At 62.9% G+C, this 12,853-nt stretch carries 13 protein-coding genes; 7 read left to right on the forward strand and 6 right to left on the reverse strand.

Annotation, left to right across the window (positions count from 1 at the left end):
* Positions 1-43 precede the first annotated feature (43 nt).
* Positions 44-307, forward strand: a complete 264-nt coding sequence (locus ACIPOO_RS20470; RefSeq protein ID WP_274133682.1) for a DUF4404 family protein — start codon at positions 44-46, stop codon at positions 305-307.
* 206 nt (positions 308-513) lie between these two features.
* On the opposite strand, the gene queF is transcribed toward ACIPOO_RS20470, so the two are convergent.
* Positions 514-1,344: an NADPH-dependent 7-cyano-7-deazaguanine reductase QueF gene (gene queF, locus ACIPOO_RS20475; protein WP_400609402.1), complete on the reverse strand. Its 831-nt coding sequence runs from the start codon at positions 1,342-1,344 to the stop codon at positions 514-516.
* A 99-nt stretch (positions 1,345-1,443) separates the two neighbouring features.
* The gene (locus ACIPOO_RS20480; protein ID WP_400609404.1) at positions 1,444-1,959 is read right to left on the reverse strand and encodes a plastocyanin/azurin family copper-binding protein; all 516 of its coding nucleotides are present in this window, start codon (positions 1,957-1,959) and stop codon (positions 1,444-1,446) included.
* Between the two features lie 160 nt (positions 1,960-2,119).
* Here ACIPOO_RS20480 and ACIPOO_RS20485 point away from each other — a divergent pair, with 160 nt between their 5' ends.
* The 5 genes from ACIPOO_RS20485 (at position 2,120) to ACIPOO_RS20505 (ending at position 7,109) form a co-directional block, all read left to right on the forward strand.
* On the forward strand, positions 2,120-2,800 hold the full coding sequence (locus ACIPOO_RS20485; protein ID WP_274133679.1) for a heavy metal response regulator transcription factor: 681 nt from the start codon (positions 2,120-2,122) through the stop codon (positions 2,798-2,800).
* Positions 2,800-4,164: a heavy metal sensor histidine kinase gene (locus tag ACIPOO_RS20490; RefSeq protein WP_400609406.1), complete on the forward strand. Its 1,365-nt coding sequence runs from the start codon at positions 2,800-2,802 to the stop codon at positions 4,162-4,164. The genes ACIPOO_RS20485 and ACIPOO_RS20490 overlap by 1 nt, the downstream gene beginning before the upstream one ends.
* A 93-nt stretch (positions 4,165-4,257) precedes the next feature.
* Complete coding sequence (hemN, locus tag ACIPOO_RS20495; protein WP_400609408.1) at positions 4,258-5,640, forward strand: oxygen-independent coproporphyrinogen III oxidase; 1,383 nt, start codon at positions 4,258-4,260, stop codon at positions 5,638-5,640.
* Positions 5,641-5,761: 121 nt separating this feature from the next.
* The gene (fnr, locus tag ACIPOO_RS20500; protein WP_274133676.1) at positions 5,762-6,496 is read left to right on the forward strand and encodes a fumarate/nitrate reduction transcriptional regulator Fnr; all 735 of its coding nucleotides are present in this window, start codon (positions 5,762-5,764) and stop codon (positions 6,494-6,496) included.
* A 64-nt stretch (positions 6,497-6,560) separates the two neighbouring features.
* Positions 6,561-7,109: an adenine phosphoribosyltransferase gene (locus ACIPOO_RS20505; protein ID WP_274133675.1), complete on the forward strand. Its 549-nt coding sequence runs from the start codon at positions 6,561-6,563 to the stop codon at positions 7,107-7,109.
* A gap of 160 nt (positions 7,110-7,269) precedes the next feature.
* On the opposite strand, the gene recR is transcribed toward ACIPOO_RS20505, so the two are convergent.
* The 4 genes from recR to dnaX form a co-directional block, all read right to left on the reverse strand.
* The gene (gene recR, locus ACIPOO_RS20510) at positions 7,270-7,872 is read right to left on the reverse strand and encodes a recombination mediator RecR (protein ID WP_274132495.1); all 603 of its coding nucleotides are present in this window, start codon (positions 7,870-7,872) and stop codon (positions 7,270-7,272) included.
* 67 nt (positions 7,873-7,939) lie between these two features.
* Complete coding sequence (locus ACIPOO_RS20515; protein ID WP_400609411.1) at positions 7,940-8,968, reverse strand: NADP-dependent oxidoreductase; 1,029 nt, start codon at positions 8,966-8,968, stop codon at positions 7,940-7,942.
* Positions 8,969-9,252: 284 nt separating this feature from the next.
* Entirely contained in the window at positions 9,253-9,579 is a 327-nt protein-coding gene (locus tag ACIPOO_RS20520; RefSeq protein WP_062385680.1) for a YbaB/EbfC family nucleoid-associated protein, read from the reverse strand.
* A gap of 76 nt (positions 9,580-9,655) precedes the next feature.
* Positions 9,656-11,776, reverse strand: a complete 2,121-nt coding sequence (gene dnaX / locus ACIPOO_RS20525; RefSeq protein ID WP_400609413.1) for a DNA polymerase III subunit gamma/tau — start codon at positions 11,774-11,776, stop codon at positions 9,656-9,658.
* Between the two features lie 157 nt (positions 11,777-11,933).
* Between dnaX and ACIPOO_RS20530 the strand changes: the two genes are divergently transcribed.
* Entirely contained in the window at positions 11,934-12,755 is an 822-nt protein-coding gene (locus tag ACIPOO_RS20530; RefSeq protein ID WP_400609415.1) for a substrate-binding periplasmic protein, read from the forward strand.
* The last annotated feature ends 98 nt before the right edge of the window (positions 12,756-12,853 follow it).

Here is a 12,853-nt window from a genome sequence, read left to right on the forward strand (position 1 = left end):
GCATCGTTGTCCATGCTGAGACTATTCGAGAAGGAAGCACGCTATGCCCGCCCGCGAACTGCAAGAACAACTGGACACCCTGCGCGAGCAACTGGATCAGAACCCGCCGCTGACTGAAGCAGAACGCGAAGACCTGCACGCCTTGATGGCCCAGATCCAGGCCGAGATCGCCGTGGAAACCGCCACCCAGGACAACAGCCTGGCCGACGGCGTGAACCTGGCCGTGGAACGATTCGAAGTCGATCACCCGACCATCGCCGGGACGTTGCGTAACATTGTGCAAACGTTGGGCAATATCGGGATTTGATCCGTAACTACCGCCCCACCACCCTGCCCTGATCGTTCCCACGTTTCGCGTGGGAATGATCATCCTGTCGGGCCGGATCCGCGACCCTTGCCCCACCACCCCGTAGGAGCGCGCTTGCCCGCGATTGCGCAGGGTCATTCAACCCTGCGTCGCATGACACACCGCCATCGCGGGCAAGCGCGCTCCTACGCGATCATGGGCAAATTCTACTGGCGCGCCAGGCGCCCATTCTCAAGCGTCAGCTTCTCGGTGCTGCGGTACGGGTTGATGTCCAGCCCGCCGCGGCGCACATAACGCGCATACACGGTCAGTTTTTCCGGCTTCAACAGGCGTTGCAGATCCATGAAGATCCGCTCCACGCACTGCTCGTGGAAATCCGAGTGCTGGCGGAAACTGACGATGTAGGCCAGAAAGCTTGCATGATCCAGCGCTGCACCACGGTATTCCACCGCCACGGTGCCCCAGTCAGGCTGGCTGGTGACCGGGCAGTTGGACTTGAGCAGATGGCTGTGCAGCGCTTCTTCGACCACGCGCGACTCGTCACAACGCAACAGCTCCGGCTGTGGCCGGTCGTAGCTGGAAATGCTCACGTCCAGCTCGTCGACGCACACGCCCGGCACCGCCACGATGCCGTCCGCCTCGATGTCCCTGAGCGAACGAACCCGCACGCCCACCGGCTTGCCCGCCGCTGCCGACAGATCTTTCTCCAGCACAGCGACCAGTTCCTCACTGGAAGCGAACGGCGTCTGGTTCAACGAGTTCAGGTACAGCTTGAACGACTTGGATTCGATGATATTCGGCGAATCGGCGGGGATGCAGAACTCGCCAATGGCCACCACAGGCTTGCCCGACGGCAGCAGCCAGGACAGCTCGTAGCAATTCCAGAAATCGACGCCCTGATACGGCAGCGTCTCTGCGGTCAGCCCCAGTTCAGCCCACTTGGCAGTGCGCGGGATCGGGAACAGCAGAGACGGCGTGTAGGTGGAAATGTATTCACTGGACTTGCCCAGCGGCGAGTGTTCGGCTGCGGGATGCATGGCGGGACCTGAAAACGGATATGAATGGCTGATCGAAAAATCCTGACCGCCAAGTCTATAGGTTTTGTCCCGCGCTTTCAGCGCCTGATTGTCGCTGACTCATTTATCGATGGCGATCTTGCCGACCATTCCGGCCTGATAGTGGCCGGGAATGTTGCAGGCGAACTCAAGGTCGGTGGCTTTGGTAAAGGTCCAGGTCAGCTCGGCGGTCTTGCCCGGTTCCACCAGCACGCTGTTGGGATCGTCATGTTTCATGCCGTGCTCGCCGTGATCCATGCCCGGCATCGCGTCATGCTTCATGCCGGTGGACGTCAGCATGCCACTGGCGACCATCTTGAGCATTTCCTGCTGGTGGGCCGCGTGCATCGCGGCATCGCCCAGGTTGAACTCGTGCAGCAGGTTGCCCTTGTTGACCAGCACGAAATGCACGGTTTCGCCTTCCTTGACGGTCAGCGCCTTGGGTTCGAAATACATGTCGCCCAGGGTCAGCTCGACCGTGCGGGTGGCCTGGTCGGCCTTCGCGGCATGGCCGAAATCGAAATGCGCCCCGGGGGAGGCCAGCGACGACAGGCTCACACCCAACAACACGGCTGCAGCGGTCAAACGAGCGAACATGAATCTCTCCAGTCAACGACAATCGATGACCTTAAGATAGGCCCGGGCCACTGGCAATCAGCTGACCGCAAGATTACAACTTTGTAAGCTTCGCCGCGGCCTGCCCCGCTCGCGCTATAAAGCGCCCTTGCCCCACGTGATCACGAACCTTGAGCCACCCATGAAACTACTGATCGTCGAAGATCAAGCCAAGACCGGCCAGTACCTGCGCCAGGGGCTGTGCGAAGCCGGCTTCAACACCGAACTGGTCGCCGATGGCACCACCGGCCAGCACCTGGCGCTGAGCGGCGACTACGCCCTGCTGATCCTGGACGTGATGCTGCCCGGTCGCGATGGCTGGCAGATCCTGCAAGCGGTGCGCAGCGCAGGGCTGGACACCCCGGTGCTGTTTCTCACCGCCCGCGACGCCGTCGAAGACCGCGTGCGCGGGCTGGAACTGGGCGCCGACGATTACCTGATCAAGCCCTTCGCCTTCTCCGAACTGCTGGCCCGGGTGCGCAGCCTGTTGCGGCGCGGCAGCAGCACCAGCCAGGAAACCCACCTGCAACTGGCCGACCTGCGTCTGGACCTGCTGCGGCGCAGGGTCGAGCGCAATGGCCAGCGCATCGACCTCACCGCCAAGGAGTTCGCCCTGCTGGAACTGATGCTGCGCCGTCAGGGCGAAGTGCTGCCCAAGTCGCTGATTGCCTCGCAGGTCTGGGACATGAATTTCGACAGCGACACCAACGTGATCGAGGTCGCCATTCGCCGCCTACGCCTGAAAGTCGACGATGAATACCCCAACAAACTGATCCACACCGTGCGCGGCATGGGGTATGTGCTTGAAGAGCGCAGTCTCTGATGTTCAGGCGCATCTCACTGGGCAACCGTCTGGCATTGCTGTTCGCCGCCTGCACCGCCGTGGTCTCGCTGACCGCCGGCGTGCTGTTCAGCCAGGCCAGCAAAAGCCACTTCATCGAACTGGATCAGCAGTTGCTCGACAGCAAGTTGCCGGGCTTGCGCGCTGCCATGGCCGGGGCCAGCAGCCTCGATCAACTGAATGAGCACAAGCCCGCGCTGCTCGGCGAACTCGCTCATTCGCCGGATCTGGCGTTGCGGGTGCGCGGCCCCAACGGCGACGTCTGGTTCGACAGCCTGCCGCAGACCATCACCAGCCACAGCCTTGGCACAGGGCTGCACACCCTGAGCGACAACGGCGTTTCCTACCGCGCCTACAGCCTTGACCTGCAGCCCGGGCATCCCGATTCGCCGCAGCTGACATTGTTGCTGGACATTACCCATCACCAGCATTTTCTTGAGCGCATGCAACGGCTGATCTGGCTCACGGTCGGGCTCTCGGCGCTGGCCACCGCGCTATTGGGCGCCTGGGCGGCACGCAGCGGTTTGCGCCCCTTGCGGCAGATGACCGAAGTGGCCGCCAGCGTGTCCGCCAGCTCCCTGACCACTCGCCTGCCCCAGACCGACATGCCGCCGGAACTGGCCGAGTTGAGCCAGGCGTTCAACGCCATGCTGATCCGCCTCGACGATGCCTTTCAACGGCTGTCGGCGTTTTCGGCTGACATCGCCCACGAACTGCGCACGCCCCTGTCGAACCTGTTGACCCACACCCAGGTGACCCTCACCCGTCCGCGCGATCTTGAGCAGTACCGCGAGGCGCTGCTGGGCAATCTGGAGGAGTTGCAAGGGATGGCGCAGATGGTCAACGACATGCTGTACCTGGCCAAGGCCGAACACGGATTGTTGAACCCCCGTCGCGAACGCCTGCAACTGGCGGAGGAAATCGACGCACTGCTGGAATTCTTTTTGCCCTTGGCCGAAGACGCGCAGGTGCACCTGAGCCGCGAGGGCGAGGCCAGCCTGCTGGGTGACCGCCCCATGCTGCGGCGCGCCCTGTCCAACCTGCTGGACAACGCGCTGCGCTTCGCCCCGCCCCAGGGCCGGGTGTCGGTGCGGCTGGATTCGGACGCTGCCCAAGTGCGGATCAGCATCGCAAACACCGGCCCGACGATTCCCGCCGAGACCCTGCCGCGCCTGTTCGACCGCTTCTACCGGGCCGACCCCGTGCGCCACGAGAGCACCGAACACGCGGGCCTGGGGCTGGCCATCACCCAGTCGATCATCAAGGCCCATGGCGGCACAATCCGCTGCGAGTCGGGCGAGGGGCTGACGCGATTTTCAATTGATCTGCCCAACGGCGTCGTTTGACCGGGCATCCGCCGGACATTGATCCAGATCAATAAAGCCCGCCCGGGCACTCCCTAAACTGCCGGCACCGCCAGCCTTTTCGGGAATGCCCGCATGCTCGACGACCTTCGTTGGGATTCTGAACTCCTCCGCCGCTATGACCTGACAGGGCCGCGTTACACGTCCTACCCCACTGCGGTGCAATTCCATAACCAGATCGGCGGTTTCGACCTGCTTCACGCACTGCGCGAAAGCCGCAAGCAATCGCGGCCATTGTCGCTCTATGTGCACGTGCCGTTCTGCGCCAACATTTGTTACTACTGCGCCTGCAACAAGGTCATCACCAAGGACCGCGGCCGCTCCCAGCAATACCTGCAACGGTTACGGCAGGAGATCCGCATGATCGCCTGCCACCTCGACGGCCAGCAGAAGGTCGAGCAACTGCACCTGGGCGGCGGCACGCCGACCTTCCTCAGCCATGTGGAACTGCGCCAGTTGATGGCCCACCTGCGCCAGCACTTCAATTTGCTCGATGACCACTCTGGCGACTATGGCATCGAGATCGACCCACGCGAGGCGGACTGGTCGACCATGGGCCTGTTGCGCGAACTGGGCTTCAACCGCGTAAGCCTCGGCGTGCAGGACCTCGACCCGCTGGTGCAGCGGGCGATCAACCGCCTGCAAAGCCTGTCCGAGACCCGCGCCATTGTCGAAGCCGCACGCACGCTGCAATTTCGTTCGGTGAACATTGACCTGATCTATGGCCTCCCGCTGCAAACCCCGGAAGGTTTCGCCCGCACCGTGGACGAGGTGATCGCCCTGCAACCGGATCGCCTGTCGGTTTTCAACTACGCGCACCTACCCGAACGCTTCATGCCCCAGCGGCGTATCGACACCGCGCAATTGCCCAGCGCCGAACACAAGCTGGACATGCTGCAGCGCACCATCGACCAACTGACGTCAGCCGGCTACCGCTACATCGGCATGGACCACTTCGCCCTGCCCGACGATGACCTGGCCATCGCCCAGGAGGAAGGTACGCTGCAACGCAACTTCCAGGGCTACACCACCCATGGCCACTGCGACCTGATTGGCCTCGGGGTGTCGGCCATCAGCCAGATCGGCGAGCTGTACGCGCAGAACACCAGTGACCTGGCCGAGTACCAGAACCTGCTCGCTGGCGATCAACTGGCAATCCACCGGGGCCTGGTGTGCAACGCCGACGATCACATTCGCCGCGCAGTGATTGCCCAGTTGATCTGCCACTTCAATCTGGACTTCGCCTCCATCGAGCAGGCCTTCGGTATCGACTTTCGTCACTACTTCAATGCTGTGTGGCCACAACTGCTGGGCATGGCCAGCGACGGGCTGATCCATCTGGACGCCCGGGGCATCCAGGTGAAACCCGCAGGTCGCTTGCTGGTGCGCTCTGTCTGCATGGTGTTCGATGCCTACCTGAGCCAGCAAAACCGTCAGAGATTTTCGAGAGTGATATAGGAAATTTCTGTATCCGCAGTGGGAACCACGTTCGCGCCATGGAGGGCATGTGCTAGCCGGGGGATTGGCACGTGGGATACCCTTACGATTCAAGTGTGTTTCTTCACAAGGAATTTTTCCGATGTCTGAGCCAGTCAAAACCCGCGCTCATACCCAGGCTCACTGCAAGGATTGCAGTCTGGCGCCATTGTGCCTCCCGCTATCGCTGAACCTTGAGGACATGGATGCGCTGGACGAAATCGTCAAACGCGGCCGCCCGTTGAAAAAAGGCGAGTTCCTGTTCCGCCAGGGCGACGGCTTCGATTCGGTCTATGCGGTGCGCTCCGGCGCCCTGAAAACCTTCAGCCTGAGCGACAGTGGCGAAGAGCAACTCACAGGCTTTCATCTGCCCAGCGAACTGGTCGGTTTGTCCGGAATGGACGCCGAGGCGTATCCGGTGTCGGCCCAGGCGCTGGAGACGACATCGGTCTGCGAAATCCCCTTTGATCATCTGGACGAACTCTCGGTGCAATTGCCGCAGTTGCGCCGCCAGTTGATGCGGGTCATGAGCCGGGAGATCCGCGACGATCAGCAAATGATGCTGCTGTTGTCGAAAAAGACTGCCGACGAGCGCATCGCGACCTTTCTGGTCAACCTCTCGGCGCGCTTCCGGGCCCGGGGTTTCTCGGCCAATCAGTTCCGCTTGAGCATGTCGCGCAATGAAATCGGCAACTATCTGGGCCTGGCGGTGGAAACGGTTTCCCGGGTGTTCACCCGCTTCCAGCAGAACCAGTTGATCGCCGCCGAGGGCAAGGAAATCCACATTCTTGACCCTATTGCGCTGTGCGCGCTAGCGGGCGGCTCGCTGGAAAGCTGATGGCGATTCATCCCGGGCGGGCTTAAACTGGTACCTTTGTGCCAACCGTCTGCCCGGGACTTTTATGATTTACGACGAATTCAGCTTCAAATCCCTGATCCGCCCTGTGGTGGACTTCCCCAAGCCCGGCGTCATCTTTCGTGACATTACCCCGCTGTTCCAGTCGCCAAAAGCCCTGCGCCTGGTGATCGACAGCTTCGTGCAACGCTATATCGACTCGGACTTCACCCACGTCGGCGCCATGGACGCGCGGGGCTTTCTGGTGGGTTCCATTGTGGCCTATGAGCTGAACAAGCCACTGGTGCTGTTCCGCAAACAAGGCAAGCTGCCAGCGGACGTGCTGGCCGAAGGTTATCAGACCGAATACGGCGAAGCCTTTCTGGAAGTGCACGCCGACAGCCTGTGCGACGGCGACTCGGTGGTGATGTTCGATGACCTGATCGCCACCGGCGGCACGCTGATCGCTGCGGCCAGCCTGATCCGCCGCATGGGCGCCAAGGTTCACGAAGCAGCCGCGATCATCGACCTGCCGGAACTGGGCGGCTCGCAACGCCTGCAAGACATGGAAATCCCGACCTTCTGCCTGACGCAGTTTGCGTTGACCGATAAGTAACAACGCCGAGCCCGAACCACGCCCGTATTGTGTCATCCGTCCCGTAGCAGCACGGCTTGCCGGCAGGAGCGCCCTCAAGATCGCTCCCGCCGGCAAGCCGTGCTGCTACGGGTGCATCGCCTCTGTAGGAGCGCGCTTGCCCGCGACGGCGGTGTATCTGTCAGAGCTGGATCGGTTTGCGCCCCGCAAACGAATGCGCCAGCGTCCCGCCGTCCACCAACTCAAGCTCGCCACCCAGCGGCACGCCGTGGGCGATGCGGGAGGTGACCATGCCTTTGTTGGACAGCAACTGGGCGATGTAATGGGCGGTGGCCTCGCCTTCGACCGTCGGGTTGGTGGCCAGGATCACTTCGCTGAACGTGCCCTGCTCTTCGATGCGCGCCACAAGTTGCGGAATGCCGATGGCTTCCGGGCCCAGGCCGTCGAGGGGCGACAGGTGCCCCTTGAGCACGAAGTAACGTCCGCGAAAGCCCGTCTGCTCGACGGCGTACACATCCATCGGCCCTTCCACCACGCACAGCAGCGTGTCATCGCGGCGCGGGTCCGAGCATTGCGGGCAGAGTTCGTCTTCGGTGAGCGTGCGGCACTGCTTGCAGTGCCCGACCCCTTCCATCGCCTGCTTCAACGCCTGCGCCAGGCGCGAACCGCCACTGCGATCACGCTCGAGCAGCTGCAAGGCCATGCGCTGGGCGGTTTTCTGACCCACGCCCGGCAGAATGCGCAGGGAATCGATCAACTGGCGAATCAGAGGGCTGAAGCTCATTGAAGAAAAATCTCACAAAAACACGAGACGCGGTTTATACCCGCGCCTCCGGACAGCGTCAAATCACTTAGGACACCTTGACCACCAGCTTGCCGAAGTTCTTCCCTTCCAGCAGACCGATGAACGCATCAGGTGCGTGTTCCAGGCCTTCGACCACGTCTTCACGGAACTTGACCTTGCCGTCCTTCACCAGCGGCACCATGGCCTGCATGAATTCGTCCAGGCGATGGTAGTACTCCTCATAGACGATAAAGCCCTGGATCCGCGCACGTTTGGTCAGCAAAGTGCGCATCAGCAGCGGTAGCTGGTTCGGGCCATCGGACTGACCTTGAGCGTTGTACTGGGCGATCACGCCGCACAGGGGAATCCGCGCATGCTGGTTGAGCAGCGGGATCACCGCCTCGAAAACCTTGCCGCCCACCAGCTCGAAATAGATGTCGATGCCACTAGGACAGGCTTCACCCAATTGCTCGGCGAAATGTGGGCTGCGGTGGTCGATGCAGTCGTCGAAACCCAGCTCATCGATCACGTAGCGGCACTTGTCGATCCCGCCTGCGATGCCCACCACCCGCAGGCCATGCAGCTTGGCGACCTGGCCGACCACCGAACCCACCGCGCCGGACGCTGCGGCCACCACCAGGGTTTCACCGGCCTTGGGCTGGCCGATGTGCATCAGGCCCATGTAGGCGGTGATGCCCGGCATGCCCAGCACACCTACGGCCATCGACGGGCTGGGCAGGTCCTTGGGTACCGGCAGCAGTTGCTTGCCGTCGGAGATGCTGTGGGTCTGCCAGCCGGTCTGCCCGACCACCAGGTCGCCCACCTTGAATGCCGGGTTGAGCGACTGCTCGACCACACTCACCGCTCCGCCTTCCATGACCGCGTTGAGCTCCACGGGCGCGGCATAGGATGGCGCATCGCTCATTCGCCCGCGCATGTAGGGGTCGAGGGACAGGTAGAGGGTGCGCAGTTGAATCTGGCCGTCCTGCAGGTCAGGCAATGCCTCGCGCTCAAGACGAAAATTCTCGGGCACCGGCGCCCCCTGCGGGCGGGAGGCCAGGACGATGCGTTGGTTGAGGATCATTTCTTGCGACATGAGGCGCGGCTCCTTGAATGGCTATAGAAAGCAGACCGTGGCGGTCAGGAGGGGTTCGGTTGGATCTGCAGGCCGATATGACACATATCATAAACCCTGCGCCCGCCTGTAGGAGCGCGCTTGCCCGCGACGGCGGTGTGTCAGCCATCCATGTGTCTCTGACCTGACGCCGTCGCGGGCAAGCGCGCTCCTACAGGTAATGGGAACGCCACGAAATCGGTAATTACCACAAACAAAAATGCCAGGCACTGGGCCTGGCATTGGGTGACGCACTTGTCGCAGGATCAGAACGGCAGCTTCATGCCTGGCGGCAGTTGCATGCCGGCGGTCATGCTGGCGGTCTTTTCCTGGCTGGCGGCTTCGATCTTGCGCACGGCGTCGTTGACGGCGGCGGCGATCAGATCTTCCAGGATTTCCTTGTCTTCCTGCATCAGGCTGTCGTCCAGGCTCACGCGCTTGACGTCATGACGACCGGTCATCACCACGCTCACCAGACCTGCGCCCGACTGGCCGGTCACTTCGGCATTGGCCAGCTCTTCCTGCATCTTGGCCATTTTTTCCTGCATTTGCTGGGCCTGCTTCATCAGGCCAGCCATGCCACCTTTCATCATGGGAGTTCTCCTCGAAAGTCGTTGGGGTCTTTGCGTGGCGCCAAATCAGCTTAGCGCCTCGCGGTCGTTAAAGGGCTCAGGCCGCCGGACTGTCCACCGGGACAATCGTATCCTCACGGATGCTGGCACCGAACTGTTGCAAAATCTGCTGGATGAACGGATCGCCATGAATCGACGCCTCGGCGTCACGCTGACGATCGGCACGCCTGCGCGCAGCCGCCTGGGCCGGGGTTTCCTGCAATGGCTTGATCAGCTCGATACTCAGGTTGATCGTGCGCTGGTGATACTGGTTCAACGCATCGTTCAGGCGGCGCTGTTGCGTGGAGTTGAACAAGGCGCTGTGGGCCGGGTCCAGGTGCAGCAGCCAGTTGTCGCCATCGACGGAGATCAGCGTGCAGTTGGCGGCGATACTGCCAGTCATGCCCGATACCGGCAGTTTCGGGAACAGCTCCAGCCACTCGGCAGCCAGGCCGGTCGCGGGCTCCGCCGCTGGCAGCAACTCCGGCTCCTTCTCCACCGCTTCGACGGTGTCATGGGCCAGGTCATCCAGATAGGCGAACGAGGCGGGGTCGATGTCCACGTCCGGCTCGTAATAGTCGTCGTCCGGTGGCGGCTCATCATCGCGCTCCATGGGCGCAGGCACGTAGGCCACGGCGTCGGGCACGTGTTCGAGCATGGCCGGCGTCACCACTTCGGCGGCGGCCTGCACCTGCTCGGGCGACTCCACTTCCGGCGCGTCCGGCACGGGGCTGGCCGGTGCGGGGGCAGGCATCGGCGTCAGGTCAGGCTGCTCGGCCACGGTGTCGAGCACCGGCTCCGGGATGTCTTCGGCGACCTGCGCCGCAACCGGCTCGGGCTCGGGCTCAGCAGCAGGCGCGCGCTCATTCCAGGGCAGGTCGAGGTCTTCGACAGGCTTGGCGGCGGGCGCAGGCACAGGCGCGGGGGGTTCGATGACCGTCGCAGGCTGCTCGGCAACCGGCGCCGGCATGTAAGCCGGTGCAGGCGCGGGCGTGGACGAGACCGGTGCAGCAGGGGCCACCGCTGCCTGGGAATCAGCCGTGGCCGGGCTGATCCCCACTGGCTTTAACGGCTGTCGCGGCGCGTTCTCGGCATCGGCCGGGCGGAACGCCAGCATCCGCAGCAGGACCATTTCGAAACCGCCGCGAGGGTCCGGCGCCAAGGGCAGGTCACGACGACCGATCAGGCCCATCTGGTAATAGAACTGCACATCTTCGGCAGGCAGCGCCTGGGCCAGGGCCAGCACTCGCTCGCGGTCGCCATGGCCGTTGTCGACGCCATCCGGCAGCGCCTGGGCGATGGCCACGCGGTGCAGCACGTTGAGGATTTCCGACAGCACGCCGCTCCAGTCCGGGCCCTGCTCGGCCAGGTGACGCACGGCTTCGAGCAGGCTGCGGGCGTCGCCATCGATCAGCGCGGTGAGTACGTCATACACCTGCCCGTGATCGAGGGTGCCGAGCATGGCGCGCACGTCGGCGGCCAGCACCCGGCCCTCACCGAAGGCAATCGCCTGGTCGGTCAGGCTCATGGCATCGCGCATCGAGCCGTCGGCTGCACGGCCCAGCAGCCACAGGGCGTCGTCTTCGAACGGAATGTTTTCGGCGCCCAGGACGTGGGTCAGGTGCTCGACCACACGCTCCGGCGTCATGTTTTTCAGGGAGAACTGCAGGCAGCGCGACAGGATGGTCGCGGGCAGCTTCTGCGGGTCGGTGGTCGCCAGGATGAACTTGACGTACGGCGGCGGCTCTTCCAGCGTCTTGAGCAAGGCGTTGAAGGAGTGGCTGGAGAGCATGTGCACTTCGTCGATCAGGTAGACCTTGAAGCGACCGCGGCTTGGCGCGTACTGCACGTTGTCCAGCAGCTCGCGGGTGTCTTCGACCTTGGTGCGGCTGGCGGCGTCGATTTCGATCAGGTCGACGAAACGCCCCTCGTCGATCTCCCGGCACACCGAACATTCGCCGCACGGCGAGGAGGTGATGCCGGTTTCGCAGTTCAGGCACTTGGCGATGATCCGCGCGATGGTGGTCTTGCCGACCCCGCGCGTGCCGGTGAACAGATAGGCATGGTGCAGGCGCTGGCTGTCCAGCGCGTTGATCAAGGCCTTGAGCACATGGGTCTGGCCGACCATTTCGCGGAACGAGCGCGGACGCCATTTACGTGCAAGAACCTGATAACTCATTGAAAACCGTCGCGACTGGGTTGCGGAAGACCGCTAATGCTAGCGGAGCGGGGGCAAAATTGCATCCGGGACGATTTGCCCGCGCGCATTTAAATCATCTGGCGCTAAACTGCCACCGATGCCAAACCGCCATGTCATGGACACACTGAGGGATGCTATGCGTCTGTTGGCACTGAGCGCCTTGCTGTTGATGAGCGGGCCCCTTCGCGCGGAACCTGTGCCGCTGCGGTTCGCCGTCGCCGATTCCTGGTCGATGCCCATGGCGCAGGTGGTGAACCATCAGGCGACAGGCGGGATCATGGTCGACATCATGCGCAGCCTCGCCAGCCACGCCGGGCAGCCTGCGCAGTTTCGGGTGCTGTCGATCAACCGCGTGCAGCGGGCGCTGGAGCAGGGCCAGATCGATGTGCGCTGCTACACCGCGCAATCCTGGATGCCGACCCTTTCCGGGGACGTGACCTGGAGCCTGCCGCTGCTGGTGCAGCGCGACCTCTTGATCAGCACTCCTGACAACGCCTCGCCGGTGGACCCCGCCCAACTGCACAATGAAGTGGTCGGGACCGTGCTGGGCTACGCCTACCCTACCCTGCAACCGGCGTTCGACACTCGCAGACTGCTGCGCGAAGACGCACGCAGCGAAGACCAGGTGCTGCAAAAGCTGCTGATCGGCCGCTATCACTACGCGGTCGCCAACCAGTGGTCACTGGACTGGTTCAACCGCAACCTGCCCCAGGAGCAGAAGCTGCGCAGCGTCGCGGTCATCGACGAGCAGCCGGTGGGCTGTATCGTACGCAATGACAGCAACGTCCCGGCGCAGCTTTTGATGAGGGTATTGTTGCGCATGCGCATGTCCGGAGAAATCGACCGCATCACGGCGCGCTACAACACCGTGACCGGCTTGCCCCCCGATACGCCTCGCCACTGTGGGAGCGGGCTCGCCCGCGAAAGCGGTGTGTCATGTACCGCTGGCGGCGACTGACAGTACGCCTTCGCTGGCAAGCCAGCTTGTATGGTAGGACTCGAAGGGGTGGGTGGGACCAAAAGCCAGCTTCTGACTGTTAGCCGCAGTACAGACCG

The organism is Pseudomonas sp. NPDC090201 (assembly GCF_044746825.1).
Classification (GTDB): Bacteria; Pseudomonadota; Gammaproteobacteria; order Pseudomonadales; family Pseudomonadaceae; genus Aquipseudomonas; species Aquipseudomonas putida_AD.

Coding starts and splice junctions, on each gene's coding strand:
- ACIPOO_RS20470 (WP_274133682.1), top strand. CDS start 44: ATGCCCGCCCGCGAACTGCAAGAACAACTGGACACCCTGCGCGAGCAA.
- queF (WP_400609402.1), bottom strand. CDS start 1,344: ATGCATCCCGCAGCCGAACACTCGCCGCTGGGCAAGTCCAGTGAATAC.
- ACIPOO_RS20480 (WP_400609404.1), bottom strand. CDS start 1,959: ATGTTCGCTCGTTTGACCGCTGCAGCCGTGTTGTTGGGTGTGAGCCTG.
- ACIPOO_RS20485 (WP_274133679.1), top strand. CDS start 2,120: ATGAAACTACTGATCGTCGAAGATCAAGCCAAGACCGGCCAGTACCTG.
- ACIPOO_RS20490 (WP_400609406.1), top strand. CDS start 2,800: ATGTTCAGGCGCATCTCACTGGGCAACCGTCTGGCATTGCTGTTCGCC.
- hemN (WP_400609408.1), top strand. CDS start 4,258: ATGCTCGACGACCTTCGTTGGGATTCTGAACTCCTCCGCCGCTATGAC.
- fnr (WP_274133676.1), top strand. CDS start 5,762: ATGTCTGAGCCAGTCAAAACCCGCGCTCATACCCAGGCTCACTGCAAG.
- ACIPOO_RS20505 (WP_274133675.1), top strand. CDS start 6,561: ATGATTTACGACGAATTCAGCTTCAAATCCCTGATCCGCCCTGTGGTG.
- recR (WP_274132495.1), bottom strand. CDS start 7,872: ATGAGCTTCAGCCCTCTGATTCGCCAGTTGATCGATTCCCTGCGCATT.
- ACIPOO_RS20515 (WP_400609411.1), bottom strand. CDS start 8,968: ATGTCGCAAGAAATGATCCTCAACCAACGCATCGTCCTGGCCTCCCGC.
- ACIPOO_RS20520 (WP_062385680.1), bottom strand. CDS start 9,579: ATGATGAAAGGTGGCATGGCTGGCCTGATGAAGCAGGCCCAGCAAATG.
- dnaX (WP_400609413.1), bottom strand. CDS start 11,776: ATGAGTTATCAGGTTCTTGCACGTAAATGGCGTCCGCGCTCGTTCCGC.
- ACIPOO_RS20530 (WP_400609415.1), top strand. CDS start 11,934: ATGCGTCTGTTGGCACTGAGCGCCTTGCTGTTGATGAGCGGGCCCCTT.